Below are 20,303 nucleotides of genomic sequence, written 5' to 3'. Positions count from 1 at the left end.
AAATCTTGAAATGTGGGAGGATGCGGATTTTTCTTTCCATTACAGGTCCCGCCAGATGAAATACTTTGCGCCATGAAATTATCCGCATTACTTTCCCGCCATAAGGGACGCGATTTTTACGACAGCATGTTTTTACTCCAGCAAACAGAGCCCTGTCTAGATTTTTTGAAAGCCTTGCACGGGATCAAAACGAAGGGCGAACTGAAGAAGGCTCTGCTGCAGGTTGCCGACTCGACAAACTTGAATGTAAAAAAGCGGGATTTCGAGCACTTGCTGTTTAATGTGCGATCTAGCGAAAAAATTTTGCATTTCAAGGAATTTATCGAGAGCCGTTGGTAGCCGGTTGAGTTTCCAGTGTTTGGATGGAATCGGTTGCATCAGCTTTGTCGGTTTGTGTCCCGTTCTGTGTGTCTTTTGAAACTGTGATTTCCTTGATGCACTTGTCAAATTCATTGAGGCCTTTCGTTTTCAGCATGTTTGCGTCCCTGAAATACAGTGGATATTGAAAGTCCCGTTCTTCATCGTAGTATCGTAGGCCTTCTGTAGTCTGGTCCTTGCAGTTTTCTTTTGTTGCGTTCACCTGCTGCTCTTCGTAAGAACATTCCTTGTCGCCCGACTTTACGCTGATAGCGACTCTATAATCCAGGGAATCCCTTTCGATGTCCGTAATCTTGAGTTCAAATATTTTTCCACCCAACTTGAATTTTTTCATCGTTTTTGTTTGTTCCAGAACTTCAATCTTCCGTTCTTTTTCCACAGCCTTTATGTAAGATTCCTGTTCGGGAGAAAATAGAGCGCCGAATGACCCGATAGTTGGGTAAGCATAATTATTTTCAAGTACGGCATAAAGGTCGGACAGATACATGGAATTCATGTAGTCGTCGTATTCAAAATATGCGGGCTTATATACAATCTCTTCCTGGAATTTGTTTTCGGAAATTGTCAAAACAAATTCGTCATATTGTTCCCTAAAGTCGCGGTCCTCTTGGGACTGGCAATATACTTCATCCTGATATTTAGAACAACCAATGTTAATCCATTTACCATAAATCTTATCGGTGGAACCGCCAAGATAGTAATGCGGATCATACGTATTGCCGTAGAAGAAAACGATTAGCGTGTCACCGTGAATCTCGTAGGTTGTCGGATTTGAATCTTGATACGCTTTGTAAGAGACTTCACCCCAATTAAAAGAACCTTGTTCCAAGATGCAATATTCTTCGGTGTGAGCGTCTTCGTTTACAAAGATTCGACGGTTTTCTTTGTCTATGGACACATGCTGGTATCCGGCTGTTTCTTGATTTTCCGACGGACTTGTGCTGTTGTCGTCAGAGCAGGCGAAAATGAACAATGCTGAAGCCAAAAGATAAAAATAGCGATTCATGTCAATCCTTCTTTTAGTTTTTCTGAAATATAACAACTTACTCAAATTGTGTCGTGACGTTCAGCGAGCCGCCGCGACCATACTGGTCCATGTAAAGCAGTTTCCATTGGAATGGGGTTTCTGGAACTTTGTCCGAAATATTGATAAGGCGGAAGGAGTATTCCTTTTCTAGGTCGGGAACTTGCCATCCGTGGCAGTAGCCCGCTATTGGGTCTGCTTCGTAAGAAAACGAAACGACCCCGCAGCCAAAGTTGTTGATTGCAGCCGTGTATTTGGGGTCAACGTAGGCGTAATACGGATAATCGGCGTAGTCCTCTTCGCTATAAAGCTCTTCGCAGTGTTCCCTTAACCATGCGGTATCCGAAACGCTCTTTTCAACAGTGTTGAAATCTTCCTTGGAAAATAGCATGGTATAGGATTCGGTTGAGATTTGTCGTTTGTCGATATCCGCACCGTCGCGGTAAAGAATGATTCCTTCGGGAAGTCCTTCTGCCTGTAACTGGTAGTGCCCTACAAAGCGCTCTAATGTCGTGCAGGTCTTTGCGGATAAAACGGCGAGGCGGCTTAATGCGTCGGCGGTATCAAATTCGGGGATGTTGGCGTAGGGAATGAATTCCGTGAGTGCACTGTCACCCAGATTGATATCGATAAGTTGAGTTTTTTCAGTGCTTGCGTGAAAATAGATGCCGAGTTTTTCATGGTCTTTGTAACTTGCCGGATAGGAGGTATTATTAATCTTTATGCGTCCGCCAATATCCTCTATGCAACTCCGCTGCTCGCATTCAAACGAACCGTCCGCTTTAACGGTGCATTCTCCCGTGGCAAAGAATCCCGTATCGAGAGTTCCTTCGGGTGTCGGGTATAAAAGTCGATATACCGTTTCGCGTGTCGAGTCTATCGTTTCTTCTCGCGATAGGCTGTAACTGCTTGACGAGCGGGGAACAGGTGTGAAAAGCGATGAAGACGAAAGCGGGTCGCTAGAAGATGAAATGCTTGAATCTATAACGACAGAATCAACAAATCTAAACGGAGTTTCCGCACACATGAAAGTCATTACACTCGGAGGCGGTGGATTGCACACGCCCTTATTTGTATATGTGGAATCTCCATTTCGTATGTTTATGGTATCTCCAAGACTATTGATCGAAATGATTCTTTCGATAGTCCATTCCCCGGAGCAGCATCCGCTTATATCGTATTCTTCTTTTTGCGGTTCCGACGACGAATCGCTACAGGCCAGAAGCCACAGAGAAACGGCTATCAGGTAAATTAGGCTCTTTTTCATAAAACGTCATCCTCTTCAAGGTTGTCGCATGCGGCAGCCTTTTCATTGATTTCCTCAAGCCGACTTTGAATGATGCTCCTCTCGTATTGGTCGTTTTCCAAGATGGCCTCGATGTATTTGTCGCCGACAACGACGCTACCAGATTCGCATTCGGTAAGATTGTATTTTTTTAAGTAGGCTTCGTAACGGGCTTTATGTTCCTCAATGAAAACCGAGTCCTCGTGGGTAGATGGTTCGAAAGCCTCTATTTCCAAGACATCATAGCATGGTGAAACCCCGTAGTCCGGCATGAATTCAAGCTCGATTAAGTCTTTGTAGCAGGATTTCTTTATGCTTGAAAATAGGGAACTTTGCGGTGCGTTAAGAAGGGAATCAATTTTTTCTTGAGCAATACTCGAGGCCCATTGTCGGTTGTAGTAATATGCGTTGAAATCTTCGATAGTTTCGCAGAAACTGTATGCCGAAATGCACTTTCCCCTTAATCCGGTCGTATCGGGTTGCGATATTTTAGACAATTCCTGTTCTATGTCGATAAACGGCGTTGGTTCCGTCGGCGAGTCTTTCGGGGCACTTGCCGTATCGTTATCGCATCCGAACCATAGAAACGCGGTAGAAGAAAGGAATATTTTTCCCAGAATTTTACGCAGCCTTATGTTCATGGCTATAAATATAATATTGTAAATCTAGTCCTTTACGCAGCGGACTGATAATCCGTCGTTTTCGTTGTCGCTACAGACGCTTACCATTCCTTCGAAACCGTCGCCAACATGAATCATTTTAGGACAATTATGATTGAGTTTGTCTATTGTGGATGTCCAAAAGAATGCTAAAAGGCCCGGCTCAAGAAAATTTTGGAATTCTGCTTGATAGTTCCCTGCGGGCAAAATTGCGAACCCGTATTCGTCTTTTGCATTTCCCCAACCCTCAACGCCATAAGCGTAAAACGCCGAGTAGCCACCATTCCCCTTTGTGGGCCACTCATCAACTGAAGGCAAGTGCCAATCGGGTGGGCAGGCTGTCTTTGCGGCGGCGAGTGTGTATAGACGACCGTACTTATCGCAGTTTTCGCCTTTGTTTCCGTTGCACCAACTTTGGACACCATCTTCAATTTCAAAGTTGAGATTTTCGGCCATCCAGGTCTGTTCGCCGAGTTGAATCGTCTTGTAAACTTGTCCGTCTCGGGCATCTGTCAGTTCAGGGCCTTCGTCTGTTTTTTTTACTTTTTTCGAAGGTCCTGGAGCGGGGCCGGGGTCAATTTCGTAGATTTTTCCGCTGAACTTGAAATACCTGATGTCCTTGTTTTCGGGGGCAATATCGAACCAGTGGTCGCTATAGCACGTGCATGCCGATTCCACACGGTCGGGGCCATATTCGATTTCCAAGGTGTCGCCTGAACGTTTTGTCAGGAGATCCGCCTCGACATAGCAGAGGTCCATCACTTTCAAGACGAATACCTGGTAATTTCCGTTGCCGTCGTTAAGAATATACGCCTTGGGTAAACCATTGGAAGAGTTTTCTGCGATGGTTGCTGCTTTGGCGGCTCGCTTTGCCAAAGAGGGTGAATCTGCCAAGCCGGCGAGACAAGAGCCTAACTTCAGTCCATTTTTCGTATCCGAGGCGAACGATTCTGATGCCAGGCCGCCGTCATCCGGTGCCGAAATCTCGCCGGGGTTTCCTGCCATCGTGTTCTCAATTTCAGTGGTTCCCGCTTCGTTCGGCTTTTCGGTGCATGCCCAGAACAAAGTTGTCGATAATGCGATTAGGATTTTTGTCGTGTTCATTTGCGTCTCCTTTTATCTGAGGTGGTCGCCTCGTCTGTAAGGGGAAACACTTGCAAATTCATTTGATAGACCTGATCAATATCTCGGCATTCGTTTGCGATGTCAATAATCTTTTTGCGGAAGATGTCAATTTCCTTGGTAATGCGGTCGTAAACAGATTTGTTTATCCCCATGGTGATTCCTGAAAAATTGCGCTCTTCCACGGAATCTTTGGCAATGGACTGAACCGCCAATTCGGACATTTTTCGGTTCATCGTGCGGATGACCAGGGGAATCGTTTCCTTGGAACCCTTGACGGCTTTTTGTGTTTGCTCGTAAGTTCCGTCGTCATTCTTTTTGAGCAAATCTGCCTTGACAAGAAACTGGAGTATGTCGCGGACTTGTGCAGCCGTAATTTCATGTTTTACTTTGGACGCAATTTCTCCAAATGAAGCGTTTGGCATAAGGGGGGCGAGTTCGCGAATAATCGGGTAGGCTGGATTTTCGTAATAGCGGAAGGCGTCTGCATCGACGATGCGAATCTTGTTCATTTGCGCTTCGCGTTCGAGTTCCCGGAGAGCCGATTCTTTTTCGCTGTCGTTTTTAGCGTTTCCGAATTTCACAAGCAAGGTAAAATAGGTGTAGTCAAAACCTTCGAGTCCCATGGCTCGTGCCGCTTTTGCTATGCCCGGCTTACTGAGACTCGTTTTCCCATCGCTGACCAGTTTCAAGTATGCCGGAGAAGCGAATCCGGCGAGACTTGCAAATTTTCGCCAAGTGAAATACGAACTTCTCTTGCGCTCGGCATAGAAATCTCGCATATACTCACGGTAATCCTGATATTCGGTAATAGGCCTCATATTCTTAAAAATAAAACAAAAATGTCGAATACGCAATAAAAATGGCGTTTTTTTACAAATTTTTCATCTGAATTTAAAATATGATACAAATGCGTTTCATAAAAAGTGCAGTATTGCAAGGAAAGGTTTCGCAAATTGCGATAATCTTTCAGCAGTTACCTACCAAAAAAGTTTCGGTGAAGCCGCGGTTGCCTGCGCCAAGTTCGGCATACACGCTTACGCGCGGGAACAGATCTTCATGTAGAGGGAATATACAAAAATCGGAGGAAATGTCGCATTTTCAACAGTTGTTGTATTCAAAATATTGACATCTGGAATAGGGCGTAAGTATATTTTATATAAGAATCGTGATACGGTTACTGTCATGAACAAAATGCCTTCTCATACACACATTTCTATCTTTATCTTAATTTTGGGAATGCTCTACCTAGAAGGGTGTTCTCTTTATCATAACTACATTTGGTACGAACCGAGATTATTAAATGAAAACGATGAAGTTGTTATACCAGAAAAAGACGATTACGAAATTTGGCGCTATTACACTAAAACAACCGCCAATGCATGGCTCATTTTCTTTTTCCCTTTTATCCCTCTAGGAGAAGATTTTGAAGGTCCACATCCATATTGCCATAAAGGGGACCTTGTAATATGGGTTAAAAAACAAGAAGAATGTCCCGTGGTATATGTCGATAATAATCCTGTTTACGGAAAAATACGTGAAGACGAACCATATGATATTACAGGGAAGAACAAAACCCACGACCTGTGTCATTATGGAAAATTGCCGATTGAACAACAACAGATATACACTATAAAATACAAGGGCGAAGTGAAGCGGTATCTCTTCAAAAAAGAACAGAATAAAGGATACACTCCCTTTTGGTTCCCAAGTGCCTAATGGAGTTTGTGGATCTATTGCCCACCCATACAAAAAACTATATTTGCATCTATGACCAAATCCGTTTACATTCCCATTCTTTTCGCTACAGCACTACTGTTCGCATTTTTCGGTTGCGCAGAGGACCGCGAAAGCATCGTTGAAACATGCGACGACTGTATTTCTTCTTACTCTCGTTTTCCCGAGTTCTGGGCGCTTGTCGATTACTCGCCTTATGTGTCGAGTTTCTTTGGCGATACTACACGTACGGAATGGCCCGACAACGTAGTCGAGATTGGCCACCCTGAAACCGACACTCTCCTTGAGGCTATGCGGATTACGTTTCCCCTAATCGACACAATCTCGGGGGCGTGGTACAGGGATTATCTGACAAAGACCAGTTTCATACGCAGTTTCAGGCTTGTTGTCGCAAACAACGATACGATGGATGTCGATTCCGTATTCATACAAATCACCACCGAGACGGAAAACGAGGAACTATACGGCGACATTCAGCCAGTCAATATGGTATTCTACCAGGTCGAGAAACTGGATGACCGAATCTATTTTCAAAACTATGTGAAAAAAGGCGAGGAACGCGGCAAACCGGTATTCTTCTCGGGCACTCCTGCAAACGTTGGCGACTTCGACGAAGCATACGTGCTTGTCATCAAGGAAAAAACAGACCGGTTACGCTTTCGTTATGTGCTGATGTCAGAACCGATAATCGCTCCGGAAGACACCTGCAAGAAAGTGGAATACTGCCGATACGTCGATATACCGTTTTCGGAGCGGCGTTGTTCGTCTGATTCTGCCGAGTCGGATTCATCGAAGGCTAACTCAACCAATACAGATGTTATTGAGACTTCAAACCCCGTTGATTCGCTTCCAACTTCGGACTCCACGGTCATTAGAAAAAGCGCTGACATATGCGTGTTCATAGACGGAATCCGTAACGAAATGCGTTGCGACTCCGTATGCAAAGAATTTGTTCCAAACAAAGAAAACTAAATTCATTAAGAAAAGAACATGAAAAATCAGATTCGCTTGCTTTGGGTGACGCTTGCGTTGGTTGCATTTGCCGCTTGCAGCGACGACAACTCTATCGGACCGCACAACTACACTGTCGGCTCTTTTACAGACGAGAGGGACGGCGAAACTTACAGGACCGTAGAAATCGGAAATCAGGAATGGATGACAGAAAATCTTAGGTATAACGCCAAGGGGAGCGTCTGCTTTGACTATGGAAACGCAAACTGCAAGATATACGGACGCCTATACAGGTGGAGCATCGCTATGGATTCGTCCGAAATGGTTCCGTGCGGCGATGGCGTTACTTGTGACTTGGCAGATTCACTGACCCAACCGCATGTGCAAGGAGTATGCCCTAACGGATGGCGTTTGCCGACTTACTCCGACTGGCTGACCCTACTGAAAAAGGACGGTCTGAAAGCCCCTGATTTGGATGTAAAATACTATGGATTCCAGAGGACTGACGGCAGTTTCAACCGCTTCGGATTATCCGCGTGCTTCACATGCTCCACAGAAAGCAATGCCGATTGGGCTTATCATTTTTCGTTTAGCCCCGACATGTACGATTCCACCGGAGTTCCATATTATGATGTAAAAACAGGGGCATGCAGCATTCGCTGCGTTAGGGATATATAGGGCGCAAGACAACTAGAAAATCACCTCTTGTTCTTGGGTAACTTTACTTCATATTCCACTGCTTTCACGTCGCTATCCCTTACGTACCTGACAACACCCGAACGGTCAGGCAAGTGCCGTTCCCTGAATCTTTCGTATTGTTCGCGAATAATATAGTCTGCACGGCGGCTATAATTGGCAATGATAAGCGCCGAATCCAGACGAGGCTGGTCGATATGCTTGTCAAGATTTTCGTAAATCCATTTATCGATTTTACTTAATGGGCGATGCATAACCACCGTTTCAGGGCGGTAATAACGGCTACGGTCTCTATTCAGAATCATATCGAATCGGCGAGTCAAGAACGAAAGGCCGTAATACTCCTTTTCGGAATACAGCTGTCTATACAAAAGAAAATGCACCGTATCGGCATAGTGCATGCTTTCGTCTATCAGCGGCGGAATAGAATCAAATTCACCATTTTCCAAATGGTTTAAAATTTTCTTTTTCAGGCTCAAATTTTTATTTATAGGAAGCGGGCCGCCAACCTGAAAAGGGACAAACGCCAAAGAATCCCCAAATGAGTCGCTGACGGACAATAATTCCTTCTTCGTAAGCACGGGAGTCCAGCCGTCATCAAAGAAAATGCGGTTTCCTGTAGGCCCTGGAAGAAAAAAATCCTTTTCAAATAATGCAACGGCAGAATCTGATTTCGCAGAATCGATTTCCGCAGATGCTCCCCGATAAAGGAACTTAAAAAATGTCTTGCGTTTTTCTTCAGGTGATGGAGCAATCCATTTTTTCGTTTCGACATCATATTTCTGTTTAACGTCAATCACCATATGCAGCAGAAAACATTGTGAACCGAATCCTGTAGAAATTTCGTTATAATCTTCAAAAGTTTCCTGCGTCTCTAACGATGCCATGGCGACATTCGCTTTATATTCCTGTTTTTTATCATTGCACCATTTCGCAAACGACTCGGAATATTCTGGAAAAACATTTTCGATATCCTTGTCAAGAATCTTTTTCTTGACGATAGAGCCAAAAACTGGTGCGTTCTGCGATGCGTCTTGCACAGTATTCAGCCTAGTCTTTGCTCTTGGGTAGAACTTTTTCGCATACTTGACAAAGCTATCTTCACGCTTCTGGGATTGAGCCATCTTTTTCTGAGCTTCTTCGTCGGTGTCATAGGACCAGACTGAAGACAATCCGCAAATACTGCGGTTGCCCCGGTGGTTGCTTTCATGAGCAAAAGCTAGACCTGCAAGCAAAAGGATTACGGAAACAGGAAGCGACAGACATTTCATAAACGACTTTTTTATCAAATCATTTAAATTTCGTTGTCATGTCAAGTGTATCGCCACGGCCATATTCGTCGCGATACACCAACTTCCAAGAAATAGTCGTATTGCGAAGCATCTAGTTCGAGCAGGCGCCGTACTTGCCGATCTTGTGAATTTTGATGCTATTGACGGACGTAGTAACGCAGTTCCCTTCCAACGAAACCGGACAAGAAACGCCAGCCTCGTCATTGGAATACTTGAAGTGGATGGCTAGGACGCTTGCCAAAGCACCTTTGAAAGTCGGGTAATCGAGATCTTGTTCGATGGCCCAACTGGGTTGATGGAAAGTTTTCGTGTTAAATGCAAGATCCACCGTTTTGACGGTACCACTCGGCAAGGTCGCATACCAGGAGCTTCTTCCGTCACCAAAGCTCCTCAAAGTAAACGCAACCTTCTTCGTTGCAGAATAGGTGACACACATTCCTTCCCAATCGGACATATTTACGGAGGTTCCCGACGGGGACATATTGAAACCGATGGCGGCATAGGGATACGGAACGGCTTCCATATATTCCCCATTATACTCCCAGTCGTATATAAGGTCGATTTCTGCCGTGTACGCGCCCATCTCGGATCCCGTGTATACGGTGGAATATCCTCTATCAGCACTATCATCAAAACTGAACCACCAGCCCGAACTATCCTTCGTTTCCTTGTTGTCGTCAAAGAAGGTATATTCGTCAACCGTGTTAAAGAATGTACGTACGCGGTCACCGTAGGTGGATGTGTACATGATACCGTCTTCGAAAGTTACGACTTTTTCCCTTGGTCCAGAGCTGCTAGACAATTCGGGTTCAGAGGATTCCGAAGAATTGGTTTTGGAAGAGCCGGAAGAACCGAGCTCGTCATCATCACCATCCTCATCGCCATCATCATCGCCAATATCAAGCGCGGCCCCCAAAGCCGACCATTTCCAAGTCAAGGATTCAGGATCCATGGAACACGTATAAATCTGTTTTTTGGACTTGTCATAGGCATAGGTCTTTTGGGGATTTGCGATGGCCCAGCTTTGCGAGCATTCGTCCATATCCTCTATTTTGCTAACGGCAGGCGCCCACGTGTATGTCGTCATTCCCATACCCAAATCAATAGAAGCGCAAATATAATCGGATTTTTCTCCGGTCACTTTGACCGTTTCGCCAGAATTAGATTCAGCACAGGGGGACTGGAAAAGTTCAACCAGGCTTTTCACGGATTTAGAAGAGCTTTCGCTGGAGCCACTGCTGCTTGCTGGCTTGGCGACTTCGTTAGTTGCTTCACAAACCGCATTTTGGGTATCGTATATTTCGTCCAACGTTCCAACCAAGCCAACGGTCTGAGTAACAGTACACTTCCCCGCTTCGTAGGTAGCGCTGAAACCCTCTACCGTACCCGAGGCTTCGCAAACCGTCTTGGCGGTGACATCATCGCCCATTTGAGAATAATCGGTGATTGTGGATTGCGAAACCATATTTCCATCCGCACCAAACACATAAACGGTAGTAGTGGTAGCCCCACCAGCCGTCGTTTTCATGGTAACGGAATTTCCCGTCTTGGTAACGGAGCATACATCGCTTGTCGCATCAGGACCGCTACTGCTGGAATCACTTCCGCAGCCGAAGAGTCCTATGCTAGCAGCACAAAATAAGGAAAGGAAGGCCGCTTCTTTTTTTTGTTTGCAAAAATTTGCAACACTTTTCATAGAAAACTCCTTTATTGATTAGCTTCAAATTAACAAAAATTTTCTAAAAGTCAATAAGAGAACCACTGATGATATGCGCTACATCACAATTGTACCTTAAAAAAGATCCAGCTCGGTCTGTAAACTCTTGGGGTGAAAGCTTTTACGATGTTCCGCAGTCATGCCGAGACGGCGGATTGCGTCAAGGTGAGCCTTGGTTCCATAACCGGCATGCTTGTCGAAACCGTAGCCGGGGAACTTCTTTTCGAGGTCGTCCATGTAGCGGTCACGGAAGACTTTCGCCAAAATCGAGGCCGCCGAGATGCTAGCAATGCGTCCATCGCCCTTGACCACGGGAATCTGCATTTCTTCGGGGATTCCGTGAATCTTGAGGTTACCGTCGACAGCAATAAGAACTCGCACCGTTTTGTCATCCTGAGCGGAGAGCCCCTGGCTCGTAGTCGAAGGATCTCTACTAATGTTGAGACATCCCTTCTTAAAGATCGGGATTTGAGGGGCGGATTCATGCAAACCGGGCATACCGAGAGCCTGCAAGGCTCGACGCATGGCTAAAAAGTCGGCTTCCAGGATATTCATGCGGTCGATTTCCTCGACCGAGGCGCTCGCTACGGCAAAGCAGGCGCAAGCATCTTGCACGTCCTGGTACATGGCTTCGCGCTTCGGGCGCGTAAGTTTCTTGGAATCGTTGAGTGTCAGGAGTGCGTCGGGCGTCTTGAGAACAGCAGCACACGCCACCACGGGGCCTGCCAAGGGGCCGCGGCCCACTTCGTCAATACCCACAACCACGGCATTTTCCCCCATCTGGGATGCAGCGAATTTGCGCATGGCCACTTCGCCATCGACAGGAGCTTCAATCCCTTCCAAAAATGCCGGAACCTTGAATTTCATGAGTTACAAGCCCATTTGAGCCGCATATTCCTTAATCGTCTTCCAGTAGAGGGCATGTTCCTGCACCAGCACGCGAGCAGCAAGCGTTTCCGGCGTGTCCGCAGCTTCAACAGGCACGCGGGTCTGTGCCAGAATGCGGCCCTGGTCGATTTCTTCGCTGACCAAGTGAACTGTCGGGCCCGATTCCGTATCGTGCGCGGCAATCACCGCCTCGTGCACATGAATTCCGAAAAAACCCTTGCCGCCATACTTGGGCAAAAGCGACGGGTGAATGTTCAAAATACGGTCCGGGAGCCTTTTAATGAGGCTTACCGGCAAGGCCTTCATATAGCCCGCCAGAATCAACAAATCAATGTCGTAGCGATCGATGACTTCGAGCAGCGCCGCTTCGTAGGCAGCCGTATCGGGGTGCGTCTTGCCCGAAATGTGGAAAACGGGAATCCCGTAAGATTCCGCATGAGAAACAGCCCCGCAACCACCGTTGTTGGTAATCAGGAACTTGCATTGGGCTTCGAGGTCGCCCTCGCCAATGCGGTCAATTATCGCTTTAAAGTTACTTCCACCACCGGAAGCCATCACGCCTATTTTAAACATGGCGCCAAAAATAGAAAAATAATCTAGGATTGTTTGATGCTAGCAGATATTCATCAGGATCAATCCAACCGCCCAGAAGGCAAGCAGATAGTTCACGATGAAGTGCCAAAAGATGTGCGTCCTTTCAGAACTCGTCATAGCATGTCTCTTAACCATGCCCCTAATTTAGATATAACATAACTAAAATTAAAGAGACGGAAATCACACTGCGACAAGCATCACAAAGTGATAAAAAACTTACAAAGGTTACTTTGTTTTTTCTTCGATTTTTACGACCGGTTCGTCCATCATCTTTTCGGCGATAACTTCCGGCGTTTCTTCGGCAATTGCAGCGTTGGATTCTTCCGGCATCCACGGCTTGTCGAGGCTCTTTTCCCAAGAAACGGTAGGCGCCTGCGGCATTTCATGCGAGGTATCCACAATCGGGAGGCCCAAGAGTTCGCGGGCGCGGTTGAGAGCGGCATCGATGTTACCGAGGGCGTTTTCTTCACCGAGTTGCTTAAGCACTCCGGCGCGAGTAAGCGCTACCACCGGCTGAGCATGCACGCCACTGAGCAACAGCTGCGTCCCTTCGCGGTTGCAGCGGTTCAGCAGGTCCTCGATCATCTGGATGCCTGCGGCATCGATGCTCGACACGCTACGCATGCGCAAAATAAGAATCTTCGGCTTGTCCGAGATGCGGGCCATCGTGTCCTTGAACTTGTCGACCGCGCCAAAGAACAGCGAACCGGCCAACTCATAAACCACCACGCCCTTCGGCACCTGGCGGCTGAGCTCGTTGTGCGCGGCCTCCTCGTCGTCATCCTTGAGGGCCTCGGTCACCGTCTCCATCTCGGACACATCGCTCATGCGCTTGATAAACAGCACCGCCGCAAGCAACACGCCCACTTCGATAGCGACCGTAAGGTCGATAATCACGGTCAAGAAGAAGGCCACAAGCATCACAGCAACATCGCTCTTCGGGGCCTTGAACATCTTGATAAAGCTGCGGTAGCCGCACATGTTGAACGCGACCTGAAAAAGCACGGCGGCAAGCGCTGCCATCGGGATCATTTCGGCATACTTACCGAGCACGAGCATGATGAGCAGGAGCACAACCGCATGCACGAGGCCCGAAATCGGGCTCACGGCACCGTTACGGATGTTGGTTGCCGTACGGGCAATCGCACCCGTAGCCGGGATACCGCCAAACATCGGGGAAAGCACGTTGGCAACGCCCTGACCGAAAAGTTCGGTATTGGAACGGTGCTTGGTCGAGGTCATACCGTCGGCCACCACGGCAGACAAAAGGGATTCAATGGCGCCCAAAATGGCAATCGTCAAAGCCGGCTGGAACACTTTTTGCATCATTTCGAGGCTAATGTTCGGCAAATGCGGAACCGGAAAACCGCTCGGAATGTGGTTTTTCATGCCAATGGTCACCACGCCGTGGCCCGTAATCGGATCATCCCAGCCCAAGACCTTCACCATGACAGTCGCCACGATAATGGCAATCAGGGAACCCGGAACTTTCGTCGTAATCTTCGGCCACAGAATGCAAACGGCCAAAGCCACAAGGCCAACAATCACGGCATAAATATTAACAGTATCAAGCGAAGAGGCGTAAAGCTTGATTTTGCCCACGGCATCGGCCGGGTCTTTGGAAAGGAAACGGAGGCCAAAGAAGTTCGGCACCTGGCCAAGAGCAATAATAATAGCGATACCGGCGGTAAAGCCCACAGTAACCGGATACGGAATAAACTTGATGATAGCGCCAAATTTGGCTAAACCGAAGATAATCAGCAAGATACCGGCCAAAAGAGTGGCCGAGGCAAGGCCATCGTAGCCATATTGGCTCACGATGCCATAAACAATCACAATAAAGGCACCCGTCGGGCCGCCAATCTGGAAACGGGAACCGCCCAACAGCGAAATGGTAAAGCCAGCGATAATGGCCGTATAAAGACCCTGTTCCGGACCCACACCCGAAGCGATAGCAAACGCAATGGCAAGCGGAAGCGCCAGAATGCCCACAATCAGGCCCGACATGAGGTCGCTTACGAAGTTCTTTTTGTCGTAGCCCCTGCGAATCGTGCGGAACAATTCAGGAGTAACGGTCGTCTTGACTCCAGCAAGGAAATTCTTGACGGAATCTTTGGCGTTAATATTGGGCATGGGGGTCTCCAATCTTAGGAACGCGGCCAAATTTAGGAAAATTTACACCCTTTGTTAAGGGTAAAAAAAAGCAACCAAATAATTTTCTATCTTTACGCCCGAAAATTCAACCTATAACCCCAAGAGACTATGCTTTTCAATTTCGACATGATCCAGGGCGTGTATGCCCGCATTCCCGCCCGCGTTGAAGCTGCCCGCAAGCAGCTGGGCCGTCCGCTCACCCTCGCCGAAAAGATTATCTACAGCCACCTGATCGATGGCGCCGAGAACAGGACTTACGAACGCGGCAAGGATTTTGCCGAATTCCACCCCGACCGCGTGGCCATGCAGGACGCTACCGCCCAGATGGCCCTCCTCCAGTTCACCACCGCCGGTAAGGCCCGCGTGGCAGTACCCAGTTCCGTGCACTGCGACCACCTGATTATCGCCCGCGAAGGTGTCGAAAAGGACCTCCCCCGCGCGAAGGAAGAAAGCAAGGAAGTTTACGATTTCCTCCAGTCCGTGTCTGCCAAGTACGGCATTGACTGCTGGCTCCCGGGTGCAGGCATCATCCACCAGGTGGTGCTCGAAAACTACGCCTTCCCGGGCGGAATGATGATCGGTACCGACTCCCACACCGTGAACGCTGGCGGCCTCGGCATGCTCGCCATTGGCGTGGGCGGTGCAGACGCTGTGGACGCCATGGTGGGCCTCCCGTGGGAACTCAAGTACCCGAAGATGATCGGCGTGAAACTCACCGGCAAGCTCCAGGGTTTCGCAACCGCGAAGGACATCATCCTCAAGCTCGCAGGCATCCTCACCGTGAAGGGCGGCACCAACGCCATTATCGAATACTTCGGCGAAGGCGCACGCAGCCTCTCCGCAACAGGCAAGGCAACGATTGCAAACATGGGTGCCGAAGTGGGCGCTACCTGCTCCACCTTCAGCTACGACGATTCCATGAGCCGCTACCTCAAGGTGACCGGCCGCGCCGACGTTGCCGCCGCCGCCGACAAGATTGCAGAACACCTCAAGGCCGACCCGGAAGTCGAAGCAAATCCGGAAAAGTATTTTGACCGCGTTGTGGAAATCAACCTGAGCGAACTCGTGCCGCACTTCAACGGCCCGTTCAGCCCGGACCGCGCCTACGCCGTGACCGACATGGCAGAAAGCCTCAAGGCCACCGAAACCAAGCCGGAATCTACGCCGGTCGTGAGCGCCGCCCTCATCGGTTCTTGCACGAACTCCAGCTACGAAGATTTGTTCATGGCAGCGAACATGATCAAGCAGGCCCTCGCGAAGGGTCTCAGCCCGAAGTGCCCGCTCCTCATCAACCCGGGTTCTGAACAGGTGCGCTACACCGCCGAACGCGACGGCCTCATCGACCTGTTCAAGCAGTTCGGTGCCACCATCATGACGAACGCCTGCGGTCCTTGCATTGGCCGCTGGGACCGTGCCGGTGCCGACAAGAAGGAACTCAACACCATCGTCCACAGCTTTAACCGCAACTTCGCAAAGCGCGCCGACGGCAACCCGAACACGCACGCCTTCGTCGCCTCCCCGCTCATGGCCGTGATTGCAGCGCTCAGCGGCGACATCCGCTTCAACCCGATGACCGACACCCTCGTGAACAACGAAGGTAAAGCAGTCAAGCTCGACCCGCCGGAACAGTGCGAACTTCCGCCGAAGGGTTTTGAAGTCAAGGATGCCGGCTACCAGGCCCCCGCCGAAGACGGTTCCAAGATCACCGTTTCTATCAACCCCGAAAGCAAGCGCCTCCAGGCCCTCACGCCGTTCGCGGCTTGGGACGGCAAGGACATCGCCGGTACCCCGCTCCTCATCAAGGCCAAGGGCAAGTGCACTACCGACCACATCTCCATGGCTGGTCCGTGGCTCAACTACCGCGGTCACCTCGAAAACATTTCGAACAACATGCTCATCGGCGCCGTGAACGCATTCAACGGCGAAACGAACAAGGTTCTCTGCCAGTGCGGTGAATACAAGGAAGTCCCTGAACTTGCGAAGATTTACAAGGCCAAGGGCACGGGTTCCATCGTCATCGGTGACGAAAACTACGGTGAAGGTTCTAGCCGCGAACACGCCGCCATGGAACCGCGCTTCCTCGGCGTGAAGGCCGTGATCGTGAAGAGCTTCGCCCGCATCCACGAGACGAACCTCAAGAAGCAGGGCATGCTCGCCCTCACCTTCAAGAACGCCGCCGACTACGATAAGATTCAGGAACAGGACGTGTTCGACATCGTGGGTCTCACCAAGTTCGCCCCGGGTTCCGAGTTCACCCTCGTCGCCCACCACAAGGATGGCTCCGTCGATAACATCGCGCTCAGCCACACCTACAACGAACAGCAGTGGGCATGGTTTAAGGCGGGTTCCGCCCTCAACCTCATCCGCGCGAACAACAAATAAGAGCTTTATTCCGGCACCCGCCCAAACAAACGAAAAAAAGTGCCATTTTTTGAAAATTTGACAAAAACGTGACACTTTTACAGGTTTTGTTTATATATATTGAGGGTATGGTGCCGGAGTAGCACCCCAAGGTTTTTAAAAAGGATCATTATGCTTTCTTACGCTGAAGCTTATAAAATCGCCGCCGAAGTCCACAAAGGTCAGACAGACAAAGCAGGTGGCCCCTACATTGATTTTCTGCAGAATGTCGCAGATTACCTCAAGAACAAGGGTGAATCCGAAGAGGTTCAGACACTCGCCATTTTGCAGGACTTGATTACCGACACTACCAAGAAAACCCCTGAAGAAGTGATCGCCATGGGCGTTCCGGCCGATATGGTCAAAAAAATCCAGAAGATGACTTACCACAAGAACCAGGGCTGGATCGACGAATACAGCTGCAAGCTGATGGCCGAAGGCGTCCCCGCCGAAGAAGCTAACTACGAAGCCCGCGAAAAGGAATTCGTGAAGTTCATGGGCACCCTCAAGGACGACCCGCTGATGGCCAAGGCCAAGAGCGCCATTCTGAACGTGCTTTTGGAAGACAAGTACATCAAGCGTCAGGAACGCCGCGAACTCAAGACCAAGTTCCGCCTCAAGAAGTACCAGGCGGCTATCGAAGCCCTCGGCGTGTAATAGTAAGAAGTTAGAAGTAGACTGTAGGAAGTCCTTCCTAGGTAAACTTATAAGGAAAGTCCGCCCCTGTGCGGGCTTTTTTCTTTTTCACCTTCCTACTGCCTACCGTCTACTGTCTACTACAAAATTTTTTATTGCTTTCAATGTAGCCGAAAAAGCCGTATTTTGCTATTTTTACGCGCGTAATTTAAGAGTCCCCGTAAACCATGCGGGGCAAAACAAAAAGGAACACAACCATGGCAAATAAAGTCTATAACTTTAGCGCAGGACCGTCTGTCCTGCCCGAACAGGCACTCAAGGAAGCATCTGCTGCATGCATCGACTTCGAAAACAGCGGCATCAGCATTCTCTCCATGAGTCACCGTTCAAAGCCGATTGAAAACATGTTCGCCCAGACGGAACAGTACCTCCGTGAATTGATGGGCATCCCTGAAGACTACGACATCGTTTTCCTCGGTGGTGGTTGCTCCCTTCTGTTCTGCATGCTCCCGATGAACTTCCTCAACCAGGACGCTACGGCAGACTACGCTCTGACTGGCGTTTGGGCAAACAAGGCTTACAAGGAAGCCAAGCAGTTCGGTAACGCTCTCGCCGCTTGCGACACCAAGTCCGAAACTTACAGCCGCATCGACAAGAACCTGAAGCTCAGCGACAACGCCACGTATCTCCACGTGACTGCCAACAACACCATCTACGGTACCGAATGGCACAACTTCCCGAAGCCGAAGTCCGGCTTCCTCATGGCTGACGTGAGCTCCGACTTCCTCGCCCGCAAGATCAACGTGTCCGACTTCGGCGTTGTGTACGGCGGCGCCCAGAAGAACATCAGCTGCGCAGGCGTGACTGTTACCATCATCAAGAAGGGCCTCCTCGGCAAGGTGAACCGCACCATCCCGACCATGCTCAACTTCCAGACCCACATCGACGCTGCCAACATGTTCAACACTCCTCCGGTATTCGCCGTGTACGTGATGAACCGCACCCTCAAGTGGCTCAAGGAATTCGGTGGTGTCGAAGCTATCGAAAAGGTGAACCGCTCCAAGGCCGCTCTCCTTTACAGCGCCCTCGACAACTCCAAGGTGTTCGTCGGTACCGCTGCCAAGGAAGACCGTTCCATCATGAACGTTCCGTTCGTGTTCAACAAGGACGTGGTCGCTGCAGACAAGGCAGACGATCTCGCCAAGGAATTCCTTGAATTCGCTAAGGCCCGCGGTCTGCAGCAGCTCAAGGGTCACCGCTCCGTGGGTGGCTTCCGCGCATCTATCTACAACGCAATGCCGGTCGAAGGCGTGCAGGCCCTCGTTGACTGCCTCGGCGACTTCGAAAAGAAGGTGCTCGGCTAATTAGCCCTATCAAAACCATTCAAAAAGCCCCGGTGAAAACCGGGGCTTTTTTGCAAATAGCTTTTTCCGCCCGCCCGTTCGCATGCTCAGGGCAGGCTCCAGCAGGAATTTTCAAATATTAGTCTTCGCTCTTCTTGAACTTGTTCACCACGTCTGGCACAATGTCCATGACCTTAGAAACAAGCGAACTGTCCTTGCTAATGGGCATCACGCGCACGTCGTCGCCCTTGATGACGAGGAAAGCGACCGGTTCCACCGAGGCGCCACCGCCAGAGGCAGAAGTATCGCCCTTGGACTGGTGACCGCCAAAACCGAAGCCCACGGACACGCGGCTCACGGGCACAACGGTAGATTCACCGGCCTGAATGGGGTTACCGATAACCGTTTCAGCCTTAGTGATGAAACGGAGCTTTTCCAAAAGAGTTTCTGCAAGTTTTTCAATAGCCATGACTTTAATATAATAAAAACAGATATGGGGTATGAGGTCGGCGCTTCGCACCTTTGAGCTATGAGCAGCAATAATCGCGCCGAAGGCGCTAGTATCGCGCTTCGAAAATGCGGTCGCTGGCGGTAAAGAACGTACGTTCCAAGTCGGACCAAGACATATAGCCCCAGACAACGGCGACTCGCCCGCCAGACAAGCGGCTCGCGATTCCGTAAGAGCCCTCGCCCGCTTCAAAGTAAACACAGTCATTTGCCGGAACAATTTCGCTCGGAGTCACCTGCTTAAGGCCAGTCACCCACTTTTCAAACGCATCCGATTCCACCTGATCCCAGCTGCGAGCCACATTCCAGCGTAGGTTACCGTCGCGGTAACTTTGCACCAGCACCGGGAAGGTCGATTTGACGCCTAAAAAGAATTTGGTCTGAATCGAAGCGCGGCCCTGCTCACGATGCTCAAACGGCAAGCTCAAAAAAGCCTGCGGGAATCCGCCATGGTAACCCGGGAACTTGCGCACGTAATCTTCGAGGTCGGCGCGCTCGTAACGGCGGTAGCTGTCGTGCCTAAAGATAAAGATGCGCTTGTCGGCGCGAAAACTCTGTTCCAAGAAGTTACCCCTCAGAATCGGGATGCTGCCTTGGAAGTGTCCGCTGTTCATGTAATAGTCGAGTGCATACACATCGCTTTCGAATTCAAGTACAGTCACACCGAGCGTATCGCCAAGCATAATCGCGTAGCGGTAGTCGTAGCGGCGTTCCAGCGAAGGAATTTCGGCATTCTTCGAAGAATCTTGTGCAAAGGAAACAGGCTTCAAAAATTTGTACGCAATCGCGGAATAGTCGACCGGGATTTCATCTTTCTCCTGGCAGCCAGTCACAAGCGCCGCAATACTCGCCGCAAGCACAAGCCCCAAAGATTTACAAGAGAAAAGCATACGAGAAATGTAGAAAAAAAAGAGTCAAAA

The 20,303-nt window shown here is 49.3% G+C and carries 19 protein-coding genes; 7 read left to right on the top strand and 12 right to left on the bottom strand.

Going from position 1 to position 20,303, the window contains the following annotated elements:
* Window positions 1-12: 12 nt before the first annotated feature.
* On the top strand, window positions 13-339 hold the full coding sequence (locus BUC02_RS06845; RefSeq protein ID WP_139261052.1) for a nucleotidyl transferase AbiEii/AbiGii toxin family protein: 327 nt from the start codon (window positions 13-15) through the stop codon (window positions 337-339).
* Here BUC02_RS06845 and BUC02_RS06840 read toward each other — a convergent pair.
* The 5 genes from BUC02_RS06840 to BUC02_RS06820 are packed head-to-tail and all read right to left on the bottom strand — an operon-like array spanning window position 320 to window position 5,289.
* Window positions 320-1,384: a hypothetical protein gene (locus BUC02_RS06840; protein ID WP_073320497.1), complete on the bottom strand. Its 1,065-nt coding sequence runs from the start codon at window positions 1,382-1,384 to the stop codon at window positions 320-322. The genes BUC02_RS06845 and BUC02_RS06840 overlap by 20 nt on opposite strands.
* A 37-nt stretch (window positions 1,385-1,421) precedes the next feature.
* Window positions 1,422-2,669: a hypothetical protein gene (locus BUC02_RS06835; protein WP_139261051.1), complete on the bottom strand. Its 1,248-nt coding sequence runs from the start codon at window positions 2,667-2,669 to the stop codon at window positions 1,422-1,424.
* Window positions 2,666-3,328 (bottom strand): hypothetical protein, encoded by a 663-nt coding sequence (locus tag BUC02_RS06830; RefSeq protein ID WP_073114697.1) that lies wholly within the window; start codon window positions 3,326-3,328, stop codon window positions 2,666-2,668. Before BUC02_RS06830 ends, BUC02_RS06835 begins: the two co-directional genes overlap by 4 nt.
* 24 nt (window positions 3,329-3,352) lie before the next feature.
* The gene (locus tag BUC02_RS06825) at window positions 3,353-4,450 is read right to left on the bottom strand and encodes an FISUMP domain-containing protein (protein ID WP_083564458.1); all 1,098 of its coding nucleotides are present in this window, start codon (window positions 4,448-4,450) and stop codon (window positions 3,353-3,355) included.
* Window positions 4,447-5,289, bottom strand: coding sequence for a TIGR02147 family protein (locus BUC02_RS06820; protein ID WP_073320491.1), 843 nt, complete (start codon window positions 5,287-5,289; stop codon window positions 4,447-4,449). The genes BUC02_RS06825 and BUC02_RS06820 overlap by 4 nt, the downstream gene beginning before the upstream one ends.
* Window positions 5,290-5,707: 418 nt before the next feature.
* Between BUC02_RS06820 and BUC02_RS06815 the strand changes: the two genes are divergently transcribed.
* From BUC02_RS06815 to BUC02_RS06805, 3 genes are read left to right on the top strand one after another with little or no spacing between them, the layout of a single operon-like run.
* Entirely contained in the window at window positions 5,708-6,187 is a 480-nt protein-coding gene (locus BUC02_RS06815; protein ID WP_139261050.1) for a hypothetical protein, read from the top strand.
* A gap of 51 nt (window positions 6,188-6,238) precedes the next feature.
* Complete coding sequence (locus BUC02_RS06810; RefSeq protein WP_073320487.1) at window positions 6,239-7,177, top strand: hypothetical protein; 939 nt, start codon at window positions 6,239-6,241, stop codon at window positions 7,175-7,177.
* Window positions 7,178-7,195: 18 nt separating this feature from the next.
* Entirely contained in the window at window positions 7,196-7,834 is a 639-nt protein-coding gene (locus BUC02_RS06805) for an FISUMP domain-containing protein (RefSeq protein WP_073320484.1), read from the top strand.
* Between the two features lie 20 nt (window positions 7,835-7,854).
* Here the strand turns inward: BUC02_RS06805 and BUC02_RS06800 are convergent, their stop codons facing one another.
* The 5 genes from BUC02_RS06800 to BUC02_RS06780 all read right to left on the bottom strand — a co-directional run bounded on the left by BUC02_RS06800 (window position 7,855) and on the right by BUC02_RS06780 (window position 14,476).
* Window positions 7,855-9,123 carry a hypothetical protein gene (locus tag BUC02_RS06800; protein ID WP_139261049.1) on the bottom strand — a complete coding sequence of 423 codons (1,269 nt, stop codon included), beginning with the start codon at window positions 9,121-9,123 and terminating at the stop codon, window positions 7,855-7,857.
* Between the two features lie 112 nt (window positions 9,124-9,235).
* Window positions 9,236-10,840, bottom strand: coding sequence for a hypothetical protein (locus tag BUC02_RS06795; protein WP_073320478.1), 1,605 nt, complete (start codon window positions 10,838-10,840; stop codon window positions 9,236-9,238).
* Window positions 10,841-10,936: 96 nt separating this feature from the next.
* Entirely contained in the window at window positions 10,937-11,665 is a 729-nt protein-coding gene (locus tag BUC02_RS06790) for a ribonuclease HII (protein ID WP_371340969.1), read from the bottom strand.
* A 66-nt stretch (window positions 11,666-11,731) separates the two neighbouring features.
* Complete coding sequence (gene purN / locus BUC02_RS06785) at window positions 11,732-12,322, bottom strand: phosphoribosylglycinamide formyltransferase (RefSeq protein ID WP_073320472.1); 591 nt, start codon at window positions 12,320-12,322, stop codon at window positions 11,732-11,734.
* Window positions 12,323-12,568: 246 nt separating this feature from the next.
* A complete protein-coding gene (locus BUC02_RS06780) occupies window positions 12,569-14,476 on the bottom strand; it encodes a SulP family inorganic anion transporter (RefSeq protein ID WP_073320469.1) in 1,908 nt (635 codons plus the stop codon).
* Window positions 14,477-14,605: 129 nt separating this feature from the next.
* Here BUC02_RS06780 and BUC02_RS06775 point away from each other — a divergent pair, with 129 nt between their 5' ends.
* The 3 genes from BUC02_RS06775 (at window position 14,606) to serC (ending at window position 18,897) form a co-directional block, all read left to right on the top strand.
* The gene (locus BUC02_RS06775) at window positions 14,606-16,879 is read left to right on the top strand and encodes an aconitate hydratase (protein WP_073320466.1); all 2,274 of its coding nucleotides are present in this window, start codon (window positions 14,606-14,608) and stop codon (window positions 16,877-16,879) included.
* Between the two features lie 150 nt (window positions 16,880-17,029).
* Window positions 17,030-17,554, top strand: coding sequence for an HD domain-containing protein (locus tag BUC02_RS06770; RefSeq protein ID WP_073320463.1), 525 nt, complete (start codon window positions 17,030-17,032; stop codon window positions 17,552-17,554).
* Between the two features lie 236 nt (window positions 17,555-17,790).
* Complete coding sequence (gene serC / locus BUC02_RS06765; protein WP_073320460.1) at window positions 17,791-18,897, top strand: 3-phosphoserine/phosphohydroxythreonine transaminase; 1,107 nt, start codon at window positions 17,791-17,793, stop codon at window positions 18,895-18,897.
* A 118-nt stretch (window positions 18,898-19,015) separates the two neighbouring features.
* On the opposite strand, the gene BUC02_RS06760 is transcribed toward serC, so the two are convergent.
* A complete protein-coding gene (locus BUC02_RS06760; protein WP_073055726.1) occupies window positions 19,016-19,345 on the bottom strand; it encodes a GerW family sporulation protein in 330 nt (109 codons plus the stop codon).
* Between the two features lie 88 nt (window positions 19,346-19,433).
* Complete coding sequence (locus tag BUC02_RS06755) at window positions 19,434-20,273, bottom strand: glycosyltransferase family 61 protein (protein ID WP_073320457.1); 840 nt, start codon at window positions 20,271-20,273, stop codon at window positions 19,434-19,436.
* Window positions 20,274-20,303 lie beyond the last annotated feature (30 nt).

It is taken from the genome of Fibrobacter sp. UWOV1 (assembly GCF_900142495.1).
Taxonomy (GTDB): domain Bacteria; phylum Fibrobacterota; class Fibrobacteria; order Fibrobacterales; family Fibrobacteraceae; genus Fibrobacter.
Note: the sequence above shows the minus strand (reverse complement) of the source record. Positions and strands in the feature narration are given on the sequence as shown.

Bases quoted from the DNA above. Each gene is read 5' to 3' on its own strand.
- BUC02_RS06790 (WP_371340969.1), bottom strand. From the start codon at position 11,665: ATGCGCAAATTCGCTGCATCCCAGATGGGGGAAAATGCCGTGGTTGTG.
- BUC02_RS06825 (WP_083564458.1), bottom strand. From the start codon at position 4,450: ATGAACACGACAAAAATCCTAATCGCATTATCGACAACTTTGTTCTGG.
- BUC02_RS06800 (WP_139261049.1), bottom strand. From the start codon at position 9,123: ATGAAATGTCTGTCGCTTCCTGTTTCCGTAATCCTTTTGCTTGCAGGT.
- BUC02_RS06820 (WP_073320491.1), bottom strand. From the start codon at position 5,289: ATGAGGCCTATTACCGAATATCAGGATTACCGTGAGTATATGCGAGAT.
- BUC02_RS06840 (WP_073320497.1), bottom strand. From the start codon at position 1,384: ATGAATCGCTATTTTTATCTTTTGGCTTCAGCATTGTTCATTTTCGCC.
- BUC02_RS06835 (WP_139261051.1), bottom strand. From the start codon at position 2,669: ATGAAAAAGAGCCTAATTTACCTGATAGCCGTTTCTCTGTGGCTTCTG.
- BUC02_RS06760 (WP_073055726.1), bottom strand. From the start codon at position 19,345: ATGGCTATTGAAAAACTTGCAGAAACTCTTTTGGAAAAGCTCCGTTTC.
- BUC02_RS06795 (WP_073320478.1), bottom strand. From the start codon at position 10,840: ATGAAAAGTGTTGCAAATTTTTGCAAACAAAAAAAAGAAGCGGCCTTC.
- BUC02_RS06815 (WP_139261050.1), top strand. From the start codon at position 5,708: ATGCTCTACCTAGAAGGGTGTTCTCTTTATCATAACTACATTTGGTAC.
- purN (WP_073320472.1), bottom strand. From the start codon at position 12,322: ATGTTTAAAATAGGCGTGATGGCTTCCGGTGGTGGAAGTAACTTTAAA.
- BUC02_RS06805 (WP_073320484.1), top strand. From the start codon at position 7,196: ATGAAAAATCAGATTCGCTTGCTTTGGGTGACGCTTGCGTTGGTTGCA.
- BUC02_RS06770 (WP_073320463.1), top strand. From the start codon at position 17,030: ATGCTTTCTTACGCTGAAGCTTATAAAATCGCCGCCGAAGTCCACAAA.
- BUC02_RS06755 (WP_073320457.1), bottom strand. From the start codon at position 20,273: ATGCTTTTCTCTTGTAAATCTTTGGGGCTTGTGCTTGCGGCGAGTATT.
- BUC02_RS06810 (WP_073320487.1), top strand. From the start codon at position 6,239: ATGACCAAATCCGTTTACATTCCCATTCTTTTCGCTACAGCACTACTG.
- serC (WP_073320460.1), top strand. From the start codon at position 17,791: ATGGCAAATAAAGTCTATAACTTTAGCGCAGGACCGTCTGTCCTGCCC.
- BUC02_RS06780 (WP_073320469.1), bottom strand. From the start codon at position 14,476: ATGCCCAATATTAACGCCAAAGATTCCGTCAAGAATTTCCTTGCTGGA.
- BUC02_RS06775 (WP_073320466.1), top strand. From the start codon at position 14,606: ATGCTTTTCAATTTCGACATGATCCAGGGCGTGTATGCCCGCATTCCC.
- BUC02_RS06830 (WP_073114697.1), bottom strand. From the start codon at position 3,328: ATGAACATAAGGCTGCGTAAAATTCTGGGAAAAATATTCCTTTCTTCT.